Source organism: Paenalcaligenes hominis (assembly GCF_011927625.1).
Taxonomy (GTDB): Bacteria; Pseudomonadota; Gammaproteobacteria; order Burkholderiales; family Burkholderiaceae_B; genus Paenalcaligenes; species Paenalcaligenes hominis.
In genome coordinates this window covers 262392-282481 of the sequence record NZ_JAATIZ010000004.1, presented here as the reverse complement: position 1 = coordinate 282481, position 20090 = coordinate 262392, and the positions used below count along the sequence as shown (strand labels likewise).

At 41.7% G+C, this 20090-nt stretch carries 17 protein-coding genes and 1 tRNA gene; 13 read left to right on the top strand and 5 right to left on the bottom strand.

Annotated elements, in window-relative coordinates; translation table 11 throughout:
- Position 1 precedes the first annotated feature (1 nt).
- Genes GGR41_RS11275 through GGR41_RS11265 form a run of 3 tightly spaced genes read left to right on the top strand, consistent with a single transcriptional unit; the run spans position 2 to position 2462 of the window.
- A complete protein-coding gene (locus tag GGR41_RS11275) occupies positions 2 to 1006 on the top strand; it encodes a branched-chain amino acid ABC transporter permease (RefSeq protein ID WP_167661922.1) in 1005 nt (334 codons plus the stop codon).
- Positions 1003 to 1755, top strand: a complete 753-nt coding sequence (locus GGR41_RS11270) for an ABC transporter ATP-binding protein (RefSeq protein WP_167661921.1) — start codon at positions 1003 to 1005, stop codon at positions 1753 to 1755. The genes GGR41_RS11275 and GGR41_RS11270 overlap by 4 nt, the downstream gene beginning before the upstream one ends.
- Positions 1752 to 2462, top strand: coding sequence for an ABC transporter ATP-binding protein (locus GGR41_RS11265; RefSeq protein WP_167661920.1), 711 nt, complete (start codon positions 1752 to 1754; stop codon positions 2460 to 2462). Before GGR41_RS11270 ends, GGR41_RS11265 begins: the two co-directional genes overlap by 4 nt.
- A 356-nt stretch (positions 2463 to 2818) precedes the next feature.
- Here GGR41_RS11265 and GGR41_RS11260 read toward each other — a convergent pair whose 3' ends face one another.
- Complete coding sequence (locus tag GGR41_RS11260; RefSeq protein WP_167661919.1) at positions 2819 to 3736, bottom strand: LysR family transcriptional regulator; 918 nt, start codon at positions 3734 to 3736, stop codon at positions 2819 to 2821.
- A gap of 137 nt (positions 3737 to 3873) precedes the next feature.
- On the opposite strand from GGR41_RS11260, the gene mdlC reads away from it, so the two are divergent.
- The 7 genes from mdlC to GGR41_RS11225 are packed head-to-tail and all read left to right on the top strand — an operon-like array spanning position 3874 to position 12282.
- Positions 3874 to 5466, top strand: coding sequence for a benzoylformate decarboxylase (gene mdlC, locus GGR41_RS11255; protein ID WP_209279805.1), 1593 nt, complete (start codon positions 3874 to 3876; stop codon positions 5464 to 5466).
- 20 nt (positions 5467 to 5486) lie between these two features.
- Positions 5487 to 6608, top strand: coding sequence for an alpha-hydroxy-acid oxidizing protein (locus tag GGR41_RS11250; RefSeq protein ID WP_167661918.1), 1122 nt, complete (start codon positions 5487 to 5489; stop codon positions 6606 to 6608).
- A gap of 30 nt (positions 6609 to 6638) precedes the next feature.
- Complete coding sequence (locus GGR41_RS11245; protein ID WP_167661917.1) at positions 6639 to 7790, top strand: mandelate racemase/muconate lactonizing enzyme family protein; 1152 nt, start codon at positions 6639 to 6641, stop codon at positions 7788 to 7790.
- Positions 7791 to 7829: 39 nt separating this feature from the next.
- Positions 7830 to 8792, top strand: a complete 963-nt coding sequence (locus GGR41_RS11240; protein WP_167661916.1) for a Bug family tripartite tricarboxylate transporter substrate binding protein — start codon at positions 7830 to 7832, stop codon at positions 8790 to 8792.
- Positions 8793 to 8831: 39 nt separating this feature from the next.
- Entirely contained in the window at positions 8832 to 9305 is a 474-nt protein-coding gene (locus GGR41_RS11235; RefSeq protein WP_167661915.1) for a hypothetical protein, read from the top strand.
- A 17-nt stretch (positions 9306 to 9322) separates the two neighbouring features.
- Positions 9323 to 10801 carry a tripartite tricarboxylate transporter permease gene (locus GGR41_RS11230; protein ID WP_244951467.1) on the top strand — a complete coding sequence of 493 codons (1479 nt, stop codon included), beginning with the start codon at positions 9323 to 9325 and terminating at the stop codon, positions 10799 to 10801.
- Positions 10802 to 10815: 14 nt separating this feature from the next.
- Positions 10816 to 12282, top strand: coding sequence for an aldehyde dehydrogenase family protein (locus GGR41_RS11225; protein WP_167661914.1), 1467 nt, complete (start codon positions 10816 to 10818; stop codon positions 12280 to 12282).
- Positions 12283 to 12757: 475 nt separating this feature from the next.
- On the opposite strand, the gene GGR41_RS11220 is transcribed toward GGR41_RS11225, so the two are convergent.
- The 3 genes from GGR41_RS11220 to salA all read right to left on the bottom strand — a co-directional run bounded on the left by GGR41_RS11220 (position 12758) and on the right by salA (position 16735).
- Entirely contained in the window at positions 12758 to 13717 is a 960-nt protein-coding gene (locus GGR41_RS11220; RefSeq protein WP_167661913.1) for a LysR family transcriptional regulator, read from the bottom strand.
- Positions 13718 to 13875: 158 nt separating this feature from the next.
- Positions 13876 to 15072 (bottom strand): MFS transporter, encoded by a 1197-nt coding sequence (locus GGR41_RS11215; RefSeq protein ID WP_167661912.1) that lies wholly within the window; start codon positions 15070 to 15072, stop codon positions 13876 to 13878.
- Positions 15073 to 15460: 388 nt separating this feature from the next.
- Entirely contained in the window at positions 15461 to 16735 is a 1275-nt protein-coding gene (salA, locus tag GGR41_RS11210; protein WP_167661911.1) for a salicylate 1-monooxygenase, read from the bottom strand.
- A gap of 136 nt (positions 16736 to 16871) precedes the next feature.
- Between salA and GGR41_RS11205 the strand changes: the two genes are divergently transcribed.
- Positions 16872 to 17771, top strand: coding sequence for a LysR family transcriptional regulator (locus tag GGR41_RS11205; protein WP_167661910.1), 900 nt, complete (start codon positions 16872 to 16874; stop codon positions 17769 to 17771).
- A 568-nt stretch (positions 17772 to 18339) separates the two neighbouring features.
- Positions 18340 to 18495, top strand: coding sequence for a hypothetical protein (locus tag GGR41_RS11200; RefSeq protein WP_167661909.1), 156 nt, complete (start codon positions 18340 to 18342; stop codon positions 18493 to 18495).
- A 274-nt stretch (positions 18496 to 18769) separates the two neighbouring features.
- On the opposite strand, the gene GGR41_RS11195 is transcribed toward GGR41_RS11200, so the two are convergent.
- Positions 18770 to 18845, bottom strand: a tRNA-Asn gene (locus GGR41_RS11195).
- Positions 18846 to 19040: 195 nt separating this feature from the next.
- Here GGR41_RS11195 and GGR41_RS11190 point away from each other — a divergent pair.
- Positions 19041 to 19946: a DMT family transporter gene (locus GGR41_RS11190; protein ID WP_167661908.1), complete on the top strand. Its 906-nt coding sequence runs from the start codon at positions 19041 to 19043 to the stop codon at positions 19944 to 19946.
- Positions 19947 to 20090 lie beyond the last annotated feature (144 nt).

Here is a 20090-nt window from a genome sequence, read left to right as displayed (position 1 = left end):
TATGGAAAGCAATACGAGCAAAAATTATATCTTTTTAGCTTTGGTCATTGGGTGCGCCTTTTTATTCCCCTTATATGCAAATAGTTACTACACAGGTTTGGCTTTAGAAATCATTATCTATGCAATATTTGCGCTAGGGCTACAGCTTTTAGTAGGTGGAGCAGGCTTGGTGAGCCTTGGACATGCCGCATTCTTTGGTTTAGCTGCTTATACAACAGTATTAGTTGCACCTGAAATGGGTCCAGCTAACCTATTTGTGGTGTTGTTTGCTTCAGTGGTAGTGACTGGAATTTTTGCTTTGGTAACAGGAGCTTTAGTGCTTCGAACCACGGGGATTTATTTTATTATGGTCACGTTGGCTTTTGCGCAAATGGCCTACTTTATATTTCATGATACTAATTTAGGTGGGGGCAGTGACGGAGCGTATCTATATTTTAGGCCAGAAGCAAGACTAGGAGACACAGTTCTTTTCAGTATTGGCAATAATCTGCATTTTTTCTATTTTTCTTTAGTTTGCTTGATCATTGTCTGGTTTTCACTTTATTTAGTAATGCGATCACGGTTTGGCGCGGCTTTAACAGGTATCCGTCTTAACGAGCAACGCATGAGATCTGCAGGCTTTCCCACTTACGCGTATAAGCTTGTCGCGTATGTCATGTCTGGAGTTATTGCTAGTTTAAGTGGGTTGTTATACGTGGTTAAAGATGGTTATGTTAACCCTGAGATTTTGTCTTGGGAGCAATCAGGGTTGGTTTTATTAATGGTGATTCTGGGGGGGCAGTTTAGATTATGGGGGGCAATAGTAGGTGCTGCTGCATTAATTTTGCTTCAGGAACTATTTCAATCCCACGAGATTTTCGGGAACTTCGCATCACATTGGAACTTGAGTTATGGCCTAGCGATTATGGCGCTAGTGGCCTTTTTACCAGAGGGTATTGCTGGGATAAAAGTACGCTTCACAAAAAATAAAATAACTAGATTGTCAGAGGCACAGGATTCTATATGACTAAACAAGTTTTATTATCGACTAAAAACATTAAGCGTAACTTTGGTGGTTTACAAGCGATTAAAAATGTTTCTTTAGATCTATGTAAAGGTAGAATCCATGCTGTGATTGGTACGAACGGTGCAGGGAAATCTACGCTAATTAATATAATTTCTGGTGAAATTCCGCCCAGCGAAGGGTTCATTGAACTTAACGGACAGGATGTGACTAGCTGGGCGCAACCTAAACGAGCTCAAGCCGGATTAGGGCGTAGTTACCAGAGAACAACAATATTTGCCCCTTTAACTGTACATGAAAACTGCAGGTTAGCAGCGCAGGCTACTCACCAAAATGTGTGGAGCTGGTTGCCAGCAAAAAAATGTAAATATAGTGTGGAGCTAGCAGATGAGTCCTTAGAGCTTGTGGGTATGCTTGAGGACAGGAACTTAATTGCGGGAGAGCTTTCTCATGGACGAAAACGCCAATTGGAAATTGCAATGAGCTTAGCAACCAAGCCTTCTGTATTGCTATTAGATGAGCCTTTAGCTGGTATGGGAGCAGAAGAAACAGAAAAGCTTTTGTGTTTATTAAATGATTTACGTTCATCAAGAGCCATGATGTTAGTTGAGCATGATATGGATGCCATTTTTAGAATAGCTGACGAGATCACTGTGATGGTAAATGGTGAAGTCATCGCTTATGGCAATCCCGAGGCAATTCGTAATAATGCCGAGGTTCAACGTGTTTATCTTGGAGAGGACGAAGAATGAGTGCATTGTTACGAGCTGAACATATCCATACGCATTATGGTGAAAGTCATATTTTGCATGGTGTAAATATTGAAATTAAACCAGGTGAGGCAGTAGGGCTATTAGGACGAAACGGAATGGGCAAATCCACTTTAATTCGTACTATGCTTGGGCATGTCAAAGCGACGACAGGAAAGGTGTATGTAAGAGGTCAAGACAAAACAGGAGTAGAGCCCTTTAAAATTGCACGATTAGGCGTAGCGTATGTGCCCGAAGGAAGAGGGGTCTTTCCTAACTTAACCGTGCAGGAAAACTTAATGGTTGCAGCTCGCCCTGGGTATAGTCAACAAATGGATTGGGGTTATGAGCGTGTGCTAGAGACGTTCCCTCGCTTGGCTGAACGGCTTAGTCATGGAGGTCAACAGCTTTCAGGGGGAGAGCAACAAATGCTTGCAATAGGTAGAGCATTAATGACAAACCCAGATGTGTTGATTTTAGATGAGGCGACTGAGGGTCTAGCGCCTATTATTGTGGCTGAGATCTGGAAAGTAATTGCTACTGTCAGTGCTACGGGAATGGCAATTTTAATTGTAGACAGAAATTATAAAAAAGTATTAGCACACACTAATCGTAGTGTAGTGTTAGAAAAGGGCTTAGTTGTTGAGGCTAATGAGAGCGCTACATTGCTAGCGAATCCAGAATTACTTACGCGCTATTTAGGTGTTTAAGTAAAGTTCGTCTTCTTAACTTTACCTGCCAGATTAATTAAGAGGACGAGCAAATTATTCCGAAAGATAAAGATAGTAACTTTATATGCAAGACTCTACTGAACATGTCTTTTATCTCGTCTTTTTGGTGCTAGAGCTTTTTCATTGGTAATCCGTAGCGCTACTGAGACCATGCTCGCGACAAATAACGATTACCCTATATGCTCTCCGAGTCCTTAGGTATTAAAGCCATCATGCATGGTTTAGCTCTGGTCGTGCCCACGCGCTATCTGAGATACTGATAGCAACCTTATCGAGTAACGAGCTCGACCCTTTGCATTGAGCCGAAGAGGGTTACGATGTCTTTATTGCGACCCCTATGAGTCGTAGTCAAGATCATTGATTAGTGTTCGGTAAATGGTGTGACAGAACCAGGTTTGAGCACTAAGTTCCTCTAATTGATTTTTCCAAAAAATGCCGACTTCGAAAGTAGGAATATCTATTGGTAAAGCGAGCACACGTAAGTTGTCGTGCTGTTTTGCATAGAGTTGGGCGACCCGGGTAGGCAAGCAAGCAATCAAATCACTGTCAGCAATAATATTAGGCAATACCGCATAGTGTGGAACTTTGAGCGAGATTTTAGATTCGGATTGAATTTTATTAAGAATGTGGCTGATGTGTAAGTGGCCTGTGCTTTGAGAGATCTCTACGTGCTGCTCTTGGGCAAACTGCTCAAAACTAATGTGCTCTGTTATACGTGGGTGATGAGCGCTGATTAAGCAGGAGTAGTTTTCATCCATGATTTTTTTAGACTGAAGTCGCTTTTTAAGAAAACCAAGATTACCGACAGCAGCATCAATCCGCTCGCGTTGAAACCAACTTTCTATTTCCTCCACTTCGCTTGAAATTACCTCCAGACGAATTAAGGGGGCTTCTTTTTTGAGAGCTCTCATGATCTTAGGTAGAAAATAGACTGTGCCTAAGTCAGACAGGGCGAGTTTGAAAGTACGGCTAGATTTAGCCGGATCGAATTTTTTTGTAAAAGCTAAAGCATCTTCAATTTCATTAATCGATTTAAAAAAAATGGGATAGAGTTGATCCGCCATTAGGGTGGGAACCATACCTTCTCGAGTGCGCGTGAATAAAGGATCATTCATTTGATTTCGTAAGCGAGCGAGTGCATAGCTAACTGAGGGCTGCGTTAAGTGTAGGCGGCGTCCTGCTTCGCTGACGCTACCTCCTTCATAAATCGAAAGAAAAACTTTAATTAAATTCAGATCTGTTTTAGATGTCATATTGAAAAAAGCTGTAAATGAGATGACTCTCTAATATAGATGATATCTATATTAAAAACAAAAAAATATCGATTGGATTAATAAGGTGAGGGGTGTTAATTTAAATAGAATATAAATAATTATGGAGATAAGTGATCATGTCAGCACCATTGCCTACCGTTCGAGAAATGGTCTATGAGTTACTGCGCAAGCAGGGCATAAACAAGATTTTTGGTAATCCTGGGTCAAATGAAATCAATTTTTTAAAGGATTTTCCTGAGGATTTTGAGTATATATTGTGCCTGCATGAAGGGGTTGCGGTAGGGATGGCTGATGGCTATGCTCAAGCGTCTGGTAAAGCATCTTTTGTAAACCTACACTCTGCATCAGGTACGGGTAATGCGATGGGAGCATTAACGAATTCGTACAATGCGCACAGCCCTGTCGTGGTCACAGCAGGACAGCAAGCGCGTAGCTTGGTTTATACCGATCCTTTGCTAAAAAATACAGCGGCGAGTTTATTACCTATGCCTTTAGTTAAGGTGAGCTATGAGCCCTTAAGTCCAGAGGAGGTGCCACATGTGCTCAGTCGCGCGATGCATGCCGCTATGGCTCCGGCGCGAGGTCCTGTGTATGTCTCTATTCCATATGATGACTGGGACAAGCCGGTAACTAGTGATGCTTTGCCTCTACCTCAACGTATGGTGCAGTATTGCGGCGAAGCAAGTGCCGAAGTGGTAGAACGACTAGGATCACAATTACAGCAAGCTAAAAATCCAGTTTTAATATTTGGCCCTGAGGTCGATCAGCAACGAGCAAATGCGATTGGAGCGCAATTAGCGGAGAAGTTGCGGGCTCCGGCTTGGGTAGCTCCTTCAGCTCCTCGTTGTCCTTTTCCTACGACGCACCCTTGTTTTGCGGGCATTTTACCAGCAGGTATCGCTAGCCTCTGTCAAAAGCTAGATGGACATGACTTAGTGGTAGTTTTTGGTGCTCCTGTATTTAGATATCATCAAAATGATCCAGGGACACATTTACCCAAAGACTGTGAGTTGGTTCTTGTTACTGGAGATTATCAAGAGGCAGCACGAGCACCTGTGGGGAATGCTATCGTAGCGGATGTCGGCGCGATTCTAAAGGATCTAGTACGTATCTTGCCAGAAAAAAATCGAAAAAAAGTTAATTATAATCCGGTGATTCAACGCCATACGGTAGATGATACCGTGCTTTGTAGCGAGTCAGTTTTTGATATTGTTGAATCGCTTAAGCAGGAGAATACAGTTTATTTAAATGAGGCGACGTCAACGATTGCTACTCTGTGGGAGCGGGGTGGGATGACGGAGCCTGGCAGTTATTATTTTGCGGCCTCTGGGGGGCTTGGTTTTGCGATGCCTGCCGCATTAGGTGTGAAGTTGGCACAGCCAGATCGTCCTGTCGTAGCTTTTGTGGGGGATGGATCAGCCCATTACAACATTACGGCGCTCTGGACGGCGACTCATTACAACATTCCTGTTGTTTTTATCATTATTAATAATAAAGGCTATAAAGCCTTACAGCAGTTTGTTGAGTCCTTTAAGGTAAATGAAATTCCGGGTTTAAAAGTGGACGGAGTGGATTTTGTGAGTCTAGCCAAAGGCTATGCGGTAGAGGCATGTCAAGTTAATACCAAGCGCGAGTTTAAAGAAGCTTTCGAAAAAGCGTTGCAACATAAGGGACCTTTCCTCATTGACGCCCAAGTGGAAGCGATTTAGAGCACAAGGAGAGGCTTAGGATGACAAAAATCTATGAGCTCAGACGCCAGGCTAGAAAACGTCTACCACGAATGGTATTTGATTATTTAGAAGGTGGGGCTGAGGATGAAATTACATTAGAGCGTAACAAAACGGATTACGATCGCTGTCAGCTGATCCCCCAACGGCTGACTGACTTATCGTCTGTTCATACGGCCACCACGTTATTTAATCGTTCGATATCTTTTCCCTGTTTGATAGCCCCAACGGGGCTAAATGGCTTATTTTGGCCTAATGGTGATATTGCGTTAGCACGTGCTGCTGATAAAACAGGCGTTCCTTTTGTGCTTTCTACTGCGTCGACTAACTCGATTGAGGAAGTGGCTGCTCAAGCAGGTGGGCAATTGTGGTTTCAATTGTATGTTATAGAACGCAGCTTAGCAGAAAGCTTGGTACGGCGGGCTTTGGCAGCCGATTACGAATGCTTGGTGTTGACAACGGATGTGGTCGTCAATGGTAAACGCGAACGGGATATTCGCAACGGGTTTGGCTTGCCTTTTCGCTATACCTTAAAAACCGTTTTAGATGGAATCAGGCATCCGGCCTGGAGCTACGATTTTTTGAAACATGGTGTACCGGGTCTGGGTAACATGAACTCCTCAGAAGCACATACTCCTCAGGCTAAAGCAGCCCTTTTACAGCGCTCTATGGAGTCCTCTTTCGACTGGGAGGATTTAAAGCGTTTAAGAGAGCTTTGGCCCAAAAAGTTGGTTGTGAAAGGGGTTTTAAGTGCAGACGATATTAGGAAGTGCGTGGAGTATGGTGTGGATGCAGTGATTTTATCCAATCATGGTGGTCGTCAACTCGATACTGCCATTTCTGCCTTTGAGGCATTACACCTGGTGCCATTCCCTCAGTCTATACCTATTTTATTGGATGGAGGTATACAACGAGGTAGAGATATCGTTAAAGCCATTGCTTTAGGGGCGACGTCTGTATTAAGTGGACGGGCAGTTTTGTATGGGTTGGCGTCCCACGGGGAGGATGGAGCTCTGGAAGCATTGCGAATTTTAAAAGATGAGTTTAGTAACAGCCTGACACAGCTAGGGTGTGCTTCAGTTAGGCAGCTAGGTGTACAGCATGTGTATACAAGAAACGTTTAATAAGTAGTACATATTTTAATGGAGACAAACATGAAAATTGTTGATGTAAAAGCAACTGCAGTGAATATTCCGGCAACATTTGATTTTTGTAACACACAACGTACAGCGACATTGGGCGTATGTATTGTGGAAATCACAACGGATGAAGGGCACGTTGGTGTTGGGATGACGGCCATTACAGAAGAGGAGGTCATTGCTTACACCATCAATCAGATTATGACACCGGCTCTTATTGGGAAAGACCCTCTTTGTAACGATCAAATCTGGAACCAAATGTACTGGCTGATGACGCCTAGGGGGCAGTCAGGCTATGCAATGCACGCGATTGCTGCGGTGGATTTGGCCTTGTGGGACATTAAAGGACAAGCGCTAACGCAACCAGTTTGGAAACTCTTGGGTGGGGCTCGGTCCCGTGTCTCGACGTATGCAACGGTTGGTTTTGATTTCTTTGATCAAGAGCAATTGGTTGCGGTAGCTAAAGATTGGGAAAAACAAGGGTTTAGTAAATTTAAGATGGTGGTGGGACATGGCGCGTTAAAGCGCAAAGACGAGCCTAGGCCTTTGTTGGAGTTATTACGCGAAGATGTGATGCGCGTGAAGTTGCTACGAGAGGCTATCGGTGATCAGGCTGAATTGTTTATTGATGCAAACTGCAATTTGGATCTTTATCATGCAGCTTGGTTGGCTAAACGTGTTGAAGAGTATGACATCTCGTTTTTTGAAGAGCCTATTAAAGGCAACGACCCCCATACATTAAGTGATTTACGACGTCAAACTAGTATTCCTTTAGCGGGGGGGCAAAATGAGGGTCAAGCCAGTAAGTTCAAAGACCTGTTGTTAAATCGTTCATTAGACATATTGCAACCCAACGTTGCTATTACGGGTGGTTATACACAGTGCCAGAAAATTGCAGGTATGGCCGAAGCATTTGGGATTGGCATCGATAACGGAGGTGCGTGGCCCTTCCATAATATGCACTTACATGCCGGCTTAAGCAATGGAGGCATGGTTGAGTATCACATTTTCGCCGTGGAGTGTTTAAGGCAGATCTTTAATGACTTACCGATTCCTAAAGACGGTTGGATTGAGATGCCGACTACGCCAGGTTTAGGCTTCAGCTTAAATCAAGAAGCATTAAAAGAATTAGCCAAACAGCCCACTTCTCGTGGCTTAGGTAAATAAAGAGTTAACCGTTCATAAATAAAACTCAGGAGACAAAAAATGAAGAAATTCACACTACGCGCTATTTTAACAAGTTTAGCGGTGATGTTGAGCTTACCGGTAGCAGCTCAGGACGCTTTTCCAAAGAAGCCCATACGATTGGTGGTGCCGTTTGAAGCAGGAGGGGGGTCGGATGGGTTAGCGCGTGCCATTCAATCAGAAATTGAGTCACAAAAGCTGCTTCCCGTTCCGTTTGTGGTGACGAATGCCACGGGGGCCGGTGGGGCGGTAGGTTCAAGACAAGTCTTAAGAGCGACACCAGATGGATACACCATTTTACAAATTCACCAAGAGCTATTCGCTGCCGCCGCATTAGGGCGTGTGGACTACACTCCGCTGGACTTCGAGCCTGTGATACAGGTTAGTGAGGCTTGTTTGTTTATGGCGGTAGCGGCCGATTCGCCGCTCAATAGCTTCGATGATTTCCTTAAAAAAGTGAAAACAGATGGAGCAAATTTCCGTCAGGGGGATGAGATAGGCGGAGCAACGCATTTTCCTTCCGTACGCTTAATGAATTTAATTGATACAGAGTGGGTGGTTGTTCCCACAGGAGCGACTTCTAAACGTTTTACGGCCTTAAAAGGTGGCTTTGCCGATATGGCTCTTATGTCTCCTTTATGGATAGAACGAAGTGGAGGGGAAGTCCGGCCCTTAGCTGTACTTGGAGAGGAGCGCTATGAGCAGGTTCCCGACTTACCAACTGCAAAAGAATTAGGGTATGACGTTAAATCTTGCTTAAACCGCCGTTATTGGGCTCCAAAAGGCACACCAGAGCAGAACATTGCTGTCTTGGCTGATGCGATAGAGGCGGCTGCCAATTCTGAGCGTGTGCGGAGCTACCTAGACCGGTCTGGGGAAAAATTAAAAATTGTACGAGGAGAGCAACTAAAACAAGAGATTGCTGCCGAGTATGAGGATTTTATCGAGGTAGCAGATGCCGTTAAAGGCGGGAAAACCAATTAAAACGTAGAGTTGCTGTTTGTCTTTAGGAGATAACGGATTATGGCTAAGTATATAATATATCGTTATGAGTTCTTTGTTAGTCTGGTTTCTTTAGCGCTTTCTGTTTTAATTTATTCTGGCGTTTATGGTCTTGCTAAGACTAATTTTGAGTTATTGGGTTCAGCGGCTATTCCAAAGGTTGTGGCAGCTAGTTTGTTTTTTCTATCTTTAGTTAAGTTGGCTCAAACCATTAAAGCGGCTAATGCTAATGTTGGGGTGAAAAGTAGAGAAGAATATTCTGGTAATAACTATAAGTCATTTTTTTTATTCTTATTGGTATCTGGATTTGTTTTTTGTGTTTTATATTTAAATATAAAATTTTGGATTGCATCCTTCTTTTTTGTATTTATATCAACGGTTTTTTTAAAAAAACCAGATGATGTATTAGGCGTAATAAAGATTATTTTTTTCGCTTTATTATTTTCTTTAGGGGTAAGTTATCTTTTTACTAAGATTTTTTACTTTGGTTTGTAAGGCAAAGAAAGGAATAAATGATGTTCGCCTCATATACAGAAGTTTTTTCTTTTGGAGGACTCCTTTGGGTCCTCTTAGGTAGCATGATCGGTATTTTTGTTGGTGCCATACCAGGTCTGTCCGGTGCGATGGTAATTGCGCTTGCCCTTCCTGCTACGTATTTTATGAATGCTTATGATGCCTTAATTTTGCTTATTGCAATTTATATTGGATCAACTACAGGAGGATTAGTCAGCGCAACACTTATGCGTATGCCTGGTACAGAGGCGGCGATCATGACGACTCTGGATGGCTACCCTATGGCGCAACGTGGGGAGCCCGCTCGAGCCTTAGGTTTGGGGGTGGGCGCTTCATTTTTGGGCGGTATGTTAGCTTGGGTTGTATTGGCTACGCTATCACCAGCATTGTCTCGATTTGCTGTACAGTTTGGGCCTTATGAAATCTTTTCTATGACCTTAGTTGCCTTAGTGCTCATTGCAGCCATCTCTAAAGATGGATTTACCAATGGTTTGATTGCAGCAGCGTTAGGAGCCTTGTTTGCCTTGCCAGGAATCGATCCTGTATCAGGATCTTTGCGCTTAACGTTTGGTTTGACTTCACTAGACAACGGTTTTACGTTATTGCCAGTGATGCTGGGGCTTTTAGTCCTGAGTCAGGTATTTCTAGAGGTGGGCGATAAGGCCAATACAAAAACTGAAAAAGTATCTACCTCTGCCAAAATTGCGTTTAAGGTCAAAGATTTTAAAGACAATGGTTGGAATTTAACACGCTCTTCAATTATTGGTACATGGATAGGTATTTTGCCCGGCATAGGAGGGACAACGGCTTCCATTGCTTCGTATGGTGTGGCAAAAGCAACATCTAAAAACTCAGATCAGTTTGGTAATGGAGCAAGTGAAGGAATTGTTGCTGCAGAGTCGGCAAATAATGCGGCAGCGGTCGGTGCGTTGGTACCACTTATTACCTTGGGTATCCCAGGCTCTGTGATTACTGCTATGTTGCTAGGAGCAATGGTAATTCATGATTTGAACCCTGGCCCTTTATTGTTTGTACAAACACCTGAAGTTGCCCATGTAATTATAGCTGGGGCTTTGGCTGCCAATTTATTGGTGCTTGTAGTTATGTGGTTCTCTACCCCATTACTAGCCAAGCTGATGTATGTTAACAAGTCTTACTTGTTACCACCCATTGTTATTTTCTGTTTTATTGGATCTTACTCCGTATCAGCCAATATGTTTGATGTGGTTGTCATGATGGGTTTTTCAGTTTTAGGGTACTTGCTAAATAAAGCAAAAATTCCTATCGGTCCATTTATTATTGCATTTATTTTAACCCCTCTCGCTGAGTCAAGCTTGAGATCAGGGCTTGTTGTATATGGAGACAGCTTCCTTCCTTTGTTAACGCGTCCTATTAGTTTGTTTTTTATAGCAATAGCTGTGTTGACTTTATTTATGGTGGCTTTATCTAATTTTAAGAAAAATCGTTTAACGAATTAGGGGAGAGGGTGAATATGAGTTTATTTTTTAATACTAGAGAGTATGAGGGAAAAATCTTTTCAGGCACATGGAGTCAAGGTCAAGCGCTTATTCATGACACCATAGAGCCAGCTTCTGGGGAGCCGTTATTCAAGCTCGGTATGGGTTCACGCGAAGATGTGGAAACTGCCGTTTCAATAGCAGCTGAAACCCAGGCTGCTTGGGCAGATCTAGCCTTTGATCAACGGGCTGGAGTTATTCGACGTGCTGCAGAGCTCTTGCAAATTCATGCAAAGGATTTTATTGAGTGGAACGTGAGAGAATGTGGCTCTACGTATTTGAAAGCACAGTGGGAATTACATGCTGCATACGAGCAGTTAAATATGGCTTCTGCTTTGCCGATGCAAGCGGATGGGATGACGTTTCCTTCAAGCATGCCACAGCGTCGTAATACATGTCGTCGTGTTCCATTAGGGGTGGTAGGTGTAATTGCACCGTGGAACTTTCCTTTGTTGCTGAGTATGCGGTCAGTAGCACCTGCTTTGGCTTTGGGAAATACGGTGGTATTGAAACCGGATTTTCATAGCGGTGTAACAGGGGGACTACTTATCGCGCGTCTTTTTGAAGAGGCAGGCTTGCCAGAAGGGGTTTTGCATGTAGTTCCCGGTGGTGCTGATGCAGGAGATGCATTAGTTCGCCATCCTAAAAGCGCGATGATTTCATTTACTGGCTCAACAGCAGTAGGAAAATCCATTGGCAAAATTTGCGGAGAAATGCTGAAGAAAGTGGCATTAGAGCTAGGTGGGAATAATGCTTTTGTCGTACTTGAGGACGCGGATTTAGATGCAGCAGCTTCAAATGGCGCGTGGGGATCTTATTTACACCAAGGTCAGATATGTATGCAAGCAGGTCGTCATTTTGTCCATGAAAGCGTGGCAGAAGCCTATGTGCAAAAGCTTACTGAACGTGCTCGACAATTGAAAGTCGCTGATCCCTTTAAAGATGAAACAGCAGCAATAGGTCCTTTAGTTAATCTCAAACAACTAGAGCGTATTGAGGCTATTATTCAATCTAGTATAGAGCGAGGCGCAAAACGCGTAACGGGTGGGCGGGGCGAAGGGTTGTTTTATCACCCTACAGTATTATGTAATGTGACAGCAGAAATGCCTGCTTTTTCTGAAGAGCTTTTTGCGCCAGTAGCGCCTGTGATCACATTTACATCAGAAGACGAGCTGGTTGAGTTAATTGCTCAATCCCCGTATGGTTTGGCTGCTGCTATTCAATCTGCTTCTGTGAGCCGAGCTATGCATCTCGCACGACGTATAAAAGCAGGAATGATTCACATTAATGACCAGACTGTTAATAATGAGTTTCATGTGCCATTTGGTGGAGTAGGAGATTCCGGAAATAGTGGACGTTTTGGTGGGCCTGCTAACTTAGAGATGTTTACTGAATTGCAATGGCTAAGCATTATGGATACTCCAATACATTACCCATTTTAATTTATATGTGATCAATTTAACTATTAGAAAATAGTTTTATTTATAAGGCTAGCCCAAGGGTATTGTAATAACTAGCCTTGGGCTTCTTCAAATTTCAGATGTATGCGTTTGTTGTGATTACCAATACTTGAAGATTTTTGTATTCAGTTATCATTATTGTTTGTTTTAATAAACTATAGAAAATTACAAGAGCTAAATTTTACGGAAATATTTTATTTCATAGGGATTTTTCGCGTAAAAAACTTATCAGGACTTGTACTTTGTGAATAAAGTAAAGAGATCATGAGCAAAAATCATCATGGCTAACAGTTTTTGAAGTAGATGTGCTCTTTGCACATACGGTAGGTAAAGTAAAGAATAGTGTTTAGTTGATGTCTACTTTGTTTCAGAGAGATTCAGAGGGGCTCGTTGTTTAGTAGAAATCGAACTAATTCAGAGAAGCATTAGAGGCCACAAGAAATCTGTCGTGAGAATTTTAATTTTTAAAGAAAGTATTGTCTTTTTTCTCTTTAGTGAAACAGTGTAGAGAGTGTTTAAGCCAAGGATGTTTTTCCTTATAAGTTTCTATAAGTAAATCAAGCATGAGCTCTATTATTTCTGTATTATCATTAGTTCGATAATTTAGAATGATGGGGGTTGTTAGACTTTCATCACCTAGAAGTCTATAGCAGAGATCTGAGCGCAAGCCATTTATAGAACTTGGGGCAATACATATCCCCATATTTGCAGATACTAAACCTAACGCGGTTTGTAATTGGCTTACTTCCTGTATTTTTTTAGGTTGAAAATTGTGATCTCGTAGCATAGAAAGGACGCTATCGCCAAAATTTGGACGGTGTTCTTTGGGAAAAAGAATTACATTTTCTCTTTCTAGCTGGGTTAAAGCGATAGGTGAATCGTCAGGACTAGCTAAAGGGTGTTCTTCAGGCGTGGCCACCATTAAACGCTCTTCTCTTAATACTAATCGAGAGATGTCAGGAAAGTTGAGCCGTAATCTTCCAAAGCCCACGTCAATAAGACCTGTTCTTAAAGCTTCTGGTTGTTGAGAAGATAATAATTCAACTAAATTAATGTTCAGATGTGGGCGTAATATACGCAACCTTTTAACTAATGTAGGCAGACCTCCGTAAAGCATAGACGGCACGAATCCTAAAGATAAACTATGCCGTTCATTTCTTCCTACTTGTTGTGTAGAGCGCTTCATTTGTTCGACACGACTGAGTATTTGAACAGCTTGCTCATAAAACACTTTGCCTGCTTCGGTTAGCTTTAAAGGACGACTGCTTCGTACAAAGAGCCTAACATCAAGCGTTTCTTCTAAAAGTTGAATTTGACGACTGAGAGGTGGCTGAGAAATATGCAGTATTTCAGCAGCTCTAGTAAAATTTTTCTCTTGTGCAACTATTACAAAATAGCGAATTTGTCTTAGGTTCATAGTAGTTTGATTTTGTCCCCAGTTGTGATTTTATGAACCAATTATACCGTAATGGTATTGTTTTAATACTAAATAAGTCTCAATGGCTTTTTAAATTATTAATAAAAAAGATGAAAATCTAGATGGGATTGTAAATTTTTTACGTTGCTATAGAAATTTTAATTAATGGGCTTGGGTAATAAAGTGACCATAGATATTCCCAATAATGAGAAAATTACAGTAGCTACCCAAGCCCATTGCCACCCGCCTAGCATACTCACTGACCAAGCTACTACTGGGGCACCTAGAAACTGTCCCATAGACGAGCCTTGTTGTACCCAACCTATAGTTGATGCCGTAGTTTGAGGTGTAGGAGCAAAAATGACGGCCAATAAATACAAAGTAACAGGAATTACTCCTCCTGCAATAGAAAAAAGCAAAATTGAAACAAACTGTATGGCAATATTGGTTTTTAGACCAAAAGCAATGAAAGTAGTTATTGCCATAGTAAAAAAACCAACAATAAGCAATTTCTTTGCGTCCACTTTTTTATGAAGTAAGCGGCCAGCATACAGATTTCCAATTATGTTTACACCAGCAACCAAAGCCGTTAACGAACCGACAGCTAAACCAGAAATACCCATATCAGCATAAATGATAGGTAGAAAACCAATGATGGCAGTCCACTGTGCAGCATAGGCGCTAAATAACAAAGCGACTAGCCAAACCTGTGAAGATCGCAGTGTGCTTATTACATTGTAGCTAATGGAAAGACTGCTGTTTGCTTCTGAGCTAGTATTCTGATCTTTTTCATGGGTTATTTTTAAGAAGAGAAGAAGAACAATAAAGGTAAGGCCTGATAATATCAGCCACAAAGTACGCCAAGAATAGCCAATGCTAAGTAACCACGATCCACCCAATAGAATAACTACAGCGCCTAAAGACATATAACAGCCCCAAAATCCAAAAATTTGGCTAATAGCTTCTTTAGGGACTATTTGTCTTATTAAGGCAGGGACTGGTAAAACCACCATAAGAAATCCGCATCCTTCTATTGTCCGGCTCAGCAAAAGAGCGTTTTTGTATGGAAATAATACGACACTTAAAGACGCTGTAGTTAAAATGATTAGTCCTATTGCAATACACCTGCGTAATCCAATTCGCTCTGCAAAAAGACCTGTGATTAATCCCAGCGTCATACCAGCAATCTGTACAGAAGATAGTAAAAATCCGGCGTCAACTAAATCTAGTTTTAATTCATTTTTAAGTAGGGGAAGTGCGGGGGAGATTTTCCAAATATGCATAGATGAAAAAATACCAGCTATTACTAAAAACAGCGAGGTAAGTATAGATTTTTTGTAATGTATTGACAGCATTTTTTCTTAAGATGATACAGGTAATATGTATGTGGTAATTAAAGAGAGTGCTTATTTTAGCGGTAAAAATAAAATCGGCTTTGATTCTATAAAAATTAAGAGGTGCATTTATTTTATTATTTGAATTTAAGTATAATGAAAAAAATTTACCTAGTTATTAAGAAAGGTTTTTTGTTTAAGTAATGATAATAGTGCATTTTTTTCTGCATGAGCTATTTCACTATTAGTAGAGGTATGTAAACCAACACTAAGCTTTTCTATATTCATACCTTTAAAGCATAGCTAACAATTTTAATTATTAGATTTAAGGCTTAGCCATACAAGTAAGAAAAAATTTCATATTTTTCCTTAACTTAGGTGGGTTAACTATACTTAATTTATTTATATATTATTGCCAATCAAGCTGCTTTCTGGCCTTATTTAAATCGGTTTCCATATTATAATTCCACAGCCAATCGAAACGATTTGTGAGGCTTTCTGCAAGAGAATCTTTTTGTGTGCTGATTGCTGGATTTCTAAATTCATATAGCTCACCGGCTTCCCAAGATGTACGCTGTACGCGACAGGCTCGAGGCCTACGAATAGAATCATAGACGCTCAGTAGTTTTTTAAGATCGGTCTTAAGTACTTGAGCATCACCAAGAAGACGAGTTAGTAACCAAGCATCTTCTAGCCCTTGACCCGCTCCGGCGCCTTGGTGGGGAAGCATGGCGTGGGCGGCGTCACCGACCAGACCCACGAGCCCATGGTTGTAATGACTTAATTCCTCTAAGTCGTGTAATGCCCAATAGGTAGGCTTTGGGATGCATTTAAGTAGCTCAATCACGGCAACGCTCCAACCTGAAAAGTCCTCTAGCATTCGTTCTTGAGATATAGCTTGAGTCCAAGGAGCATTGTTAGGCCAAACGGGCTCTGGATTACTTCTGTCGGAGACAAAGGCAACGACATTGATTAGGCGTCCTTTTTTCACAGGAAATGTGAGAACATGCGCATCAAGCCCTAAATACATTTGTGGGACGTTAATTAGGTGTTCATCAACACCTGTTGCGCGGTAAGCGTTGCGTAGTTGCTCGCTATCTATCAAACCCCGATAAGCGCAAGTGCCACTGAATCTTGGTTCTATTAGCGGCTTAGAAAGATTGTGAAGTACGTAATTACGAAGATTTGATTTAATGCCATCTGCCCCAATGAGCAAATCACACTGATAGTCTGTACCATCCGTAAAACTAACAGTTACCTTGTGCTTGTTTTCTCTGACTTTAAATGCTCGCTTACTGAAAGATATGACATTTTCTGGTAATTGTTGTGCTAACAAATTTAAAAAATCAGCACGATGCACTGAAGATTGTCCAACGCCTGGAGAAAGACTGGTGGCAATGTATTCAGCATTACTTCCTTTGCGCCACTCAAACCAAACATTTTCCCAAGGAGCGGGAGTGCGATCAGCTATTTCTTCATAAGCTAAACTCATGCTTAAGTCTTGGATCGCCCGTACCGCATTTGCACCAAACGATACGCCCGCGCCGACCTCACCTAGCGCAGCAGCTGACTCAAATAACCTTACCTTTAAGTGAGAATAGCGAGAAAGTCCAAGTGCTAATGCAACCCCTGTGATTCCGCCACCGACAATGCCAATTTCTATCGTTGAGTAATAGCTATTCATAAGAACCCCTTTTATCTAATATATAGTGCTTTGAGCATAACTATTTACAATGCGTTATAAAATAGCTAAAAGATTATAGTGACTATTGATGTTGTGAATAGTTTGATTTGTAATCATCTTAAAGTGGGTTATTGAAATGCGTTTGCGTGATCTTGATCTCAACTTACTTGTAATCTTCCATCAAATAGTGGTGGATAAGAGTGTTTCAGGCGCAGCTGAAAACTTAGGGATAAGTCAGCCAGCGGTCAGCAATGCTCTAAAACGTTTGCGAGCTGCGTTTAATGATGAGCTTTTTGTTCGTACTAGATATGGCATGCAGCCCACTCCTTATGCAAGCTTGTTGGTTGAACCCATAGCGCAAACGATTGATTTACTAAATACAGCTATCAATCAACAGGATTCTTTTGATCCCTTAAAGAGTAAAAAATGCTTTTATGTGGCGATGACAGATATTGGGGATATTTATTTTCTTCCTCGACTTATAGATACATTGCTTACGCAATATCCAGGCATATCAGTCAAAACATTGCGAAGTCATGCTGGACTTGCAACGAGTCTAGCTGAAGGGGAGATTGACTTGGCTATTGGCCTACACCCAGAGCTGCAGGCTGGCTTTTATCAGAGGCGCCTTTTTCATCATCGTTATGTTTGCTTATGTCGTAAAGATCACCCACTTATTCGCCTACCTATAACTCGAGAAAATTTCTGTCATTATGGGCATATTAAAATAACCTCACCCGGTACAGGTCATGGCGAGATAGATACTATTATGCAACATGCAGGTCTAGAGCGAGACATACGCCTGGAAATCCCTCACTTCATAGCCGTAGCCCATATTTTGCAGAATACGGATTTGGTAGCGACTGTACCTGAACGTTTTGCACTTAGTTGTCTTGGGCCTTTCAATCTCCGAAGCTTACCTTTGCCTATTGATCTACCTGAAATTGCTATTAACTTATTTTGGCATAGTAAATACCATAGAGACCCTGCTAATAAATGGTTTAGGCAGCTTATATTTGAGTTGTTTGTTGATTGAACGTAGACTTCAATCAACTATAGGGCATGTTGTATGCTAGCTTCTCTTACCGAAATGATTTCTAATTGCTAAGTTTTAGAAAGATTACACTTTGTCTTTAAGAGCGGACACAAATTTATTATATATTTTGCGTAATGACTTTGAGTTTAATGTATCAAAATTTAGTTGTGGTTTAGAAAAATACGGAGCGTGTACTAATTTAATTGATGGCATCGCTACCCAATACTCCTTAGTTCCTGTCAAAGGTGCAGTAGAGAGTAAAGTAATGACTCTATAGGGGGTGAGTACAGGAGATAGTCTAGATCTAATGCAATAGGAATTTATTAATAATCAAGCAGTGCAATCCAAATATTGCACAAATGTTAGACATACCGGAAGACGCGTTGCATATTAGTCGCATAGAGACATCTGGCTCTACAGTAGAAACTTTGCTAGTAATGCTGCTGCAGGAACAGTATTACTGGTTATCAAATTAAAATGTGCTGTACATGTGCATTTAATAAGCGAAGAAGAGCACGTGTGGGAGCCTAAAAGTACAGCGTACGTAATGGATATTATAGGATGTGTTATGAGTAAGAGTTTTTTGGCGTATAAACTCATCACTCATTGTCCCTCAAATGGATCGCCAGTTTTGTCTATTGGGATGCCTGATGTTGAGTCAGAACGCCCGGCTGTGTTTGAAATGACCGACCAAGTTGAAATTTATTTAATACGATGGCTCTGACCTAATTGTAACCGCTTTGGATTAGCATCCTAATTTAAATATAGTACAAGCCGTTGTTCAGGTTCGTGATGAAATTGTCATCGACCTCGCCATGATAGATAATAGCTTTTATGCGAAATACCCAAAATATTAAGCATTGCGGGGTTATTTTTAGGTGGCTAACTTACAATATGTAATCGCACGCCGCGCTAATCCAATAAATAGAAGTCGCTATAAGTCGAATATGACGACGCAAAAAAGCCCAGCTAAATACATAGCTGGGCTTTTGGAATTTTGGCTCCCCGAACAGGGCTCGAACCTGTGACCTGCGGATTAACAGTCCGTCGCTCTACCGACTGAGCTATCGGGGAATTGCTAAAAAATCTACTATAACATGCTTTTTAAAATTAAGTCAAATTACTTTAAAAAATTAGTTAATTGAGACTTTTTATTTCTTTTTGGACTGCTTTTTGTTGCTGTGTCCGCCAAAGAAATAAAACTATAGCAAGGATTTTTGAAAAGTGCAACCTTATCGTAGAATATTTCTTTGATTAGGCGAGGCACTTATGAGTTCAACACGTCGTACCTTCTGGATAGGCTTTCTTTTAGCGGGCTTAGGCTCGATTTTGTTTTCAGCCAAAGCCATCGTGGCCAAACTGACCTATATGCATGGGGTCGATGCGCTAACGGTGATTGGCTTCAGGATGCTCTTGGCCTTGCCAGCCTTTCTGACCATTGCCGTATGGCAAGCCTACAAAGCCTATCGGGGCCAACAGGTCGCTTTGTCGACCAAGCAGCGTTGGCAGGTGGTGGTGTTAGGTTTTATCGGCTATTACTTGGCAAGCTTGTTAGATTTTTTGGGTTTGCAATACATTACGGCAGGTTTAGAGCGGTTAATCTTATTTTTAGCGCCTACCTTTGTGTTGCTGTTTTCCGCGCTTTTTTTGAAGAAACTGATTTTGCCCAAACAGTGGGTGGCCTTAGCCATTTCTTATCTGGGCGTAAGCTTGGTGTTTGTTCAGGATTTAAGTCTTGAGGGCGATCACGTTTTGTTGGGGGCGGGCTTGGTGCTGGGTTCAGCGCTTTCTTATTCGTTTTACTTAATTGGCTCAGGCGAGCTCTTAAAACAAATCGGTTCTACGCGATTGGTGGCTTATGCCATGGTGACCTCAGCTATCTACACCTTAATTCATTTTTTTATTGTGCAGGGTTGGGCAGGCTTGGATCAGCCTAAAGAGGTGTATGGCTTATCATTGATTCATGCCACCTTAAATACTGTCTTCCCGACATTTATGATTATGTGGGCAGTAGAGCGTGTCGGTGCACCCATGACAGCCCAGTTAGGGCTAATTGGGCCGGTCTCTATTTTGTTTTTAGCGTATTGGTTTTTAGATGAGCCGATCACCCTGATGCAAATTGGCGGCACGGTTTTAGTTTTGACCGGAGCAATGGTGTTGAGTCGCAAAAAATAATGGTGTCCAAAAACAAATTGTTTTAATATAAAAATACAGTATAAGTATATTTCTGGATATTATTATGAGTGTAAGTAGTGTAAAGCCTGTCCTGCCTCAATCTGCTTCGGCTATTGCCCCCGCTGTGCCTTGTACATAGGCCTC

Excerpts from the sequence above, each read along its gene's own strand:
- GGR41_RS11275 (WP_167661922.1), top strand. The coding sequence starts at position 2 with ATGGAAAGCAATACGAGCAAAAATTATATCTTTTTAGCTTTGGTCATT.
- GGR41_RS11270 (WP_167661921.1), top strand. The coding sequence starts at position 1,003 with ATGACTAAACAAGTTTTATTATCGACTAAAAACATTAAGCGTAACTTT.
- GGR41_RS11265 (WP_167661920.1), top strand. The coding sequence starts at position 1,752 with ATGAGTGCATTGTTACGAGCTGAACATATCCATACGCATTATGGTGAA.
- GGR41_RS11260 (WP_167661919.1), bottom strand. The coding sequence starts at position 3,736 with ATGACATCTAAAACAGATCTGAATTTAATTAAAGTTTTTCTTTCGATT.
- mdlC (WP_209279805.1), top strand. The coding sequence starts at position 3,874 with ATGTCAGCACCATTGCCTACCGTTCGAGAAATGGTCTATGAGTTACTG.
- GGR41_RS11250 (WP_167661918.1), top strand. The coding sequence starts at position 5,487 with ATGACAAAAATCTATGAGCTCAGACGCCAGGCTAGAAAACGTCTACCA.
- GGR41_RS11245 (WP_167661917.1), top strand. The coding sequence starts at position 6,639 with ATGAAAATTGTTGATGTAAAAGCAACTGCAGTGAATATTCCGGCAACA.
- GGR41_RS11240 (WP_167661916.1), top strand. The coding sequence starts at position 7,830 with ATGAAGAAATTCACACTACGCGCTATTTTAACAAGTTTAGCGGTGATG.
- GGR41_RS11235 (WP_167661915.1), top strand. The coding sequence starts at position 8,832 with ATGGCTAAGTATATAATATATCGTTATGAGTTCTTTGTTAGTCTGGTT.
- GGR41_RS11230 (WP_244951467.1), top strand. The coding sequence starts at position 9,323 with ATGATGTTCGCCTCATATACAGAAGTTTTTTCTTTTGGAGGACTCCTT.
- GGR41_RS11225 (WP_167661914.1), top strand. The coding sequence starts at position 10,816 with ATGAGTTTATTTTTTAATACTAGAGAGTATGAGGGAAAAATCTTTTCA.
- GGR41_RS11220 (WP_167661913.1), bottom strand. The coding sequence starts at position 13,717 with ATGAACCTAAGACAAATTCGCTATTTTGTAATAGTTGCACAAGAGAAA.
- GGR41_RS11215 (WP_167661912.1), bottom strand. The coding sequence starts at position 15,072 with ATGCTGTCAATACATTACAAAAAATCTATACTTACCTCGCTGTTTTTA.
- salA (WP_167661911.1), bottom strand. The coding sequence starts at position 16,735 with ATGAATAGCTATTACTCAACGATAGAAATTGGCATTGTCGGTGGCGGA.
- GGR41_RS11205 (WP_167661910.1), top strand. The coding sequence starts at position 16,872 with ATGCGTTTGCGTGATCTTGATCTCAACTTACTTGTAATCTTCCATCAA.
- GGR41_RS11200 (WP_167661909.1), top strand. The coding sequence starts at position 18,340 with ATGAGTAAGAGTTTTTTGGCGTATAAACTCATCACTCATTGTCCCTCA.
- GGR41_RS11190 (WP_167661908.1), top strand. The coding sequence starts at position 19,041 with ATGAGTTCAACACGTCGTACCTTCTGGATAGGCTTTCTTTTAGCGGGC.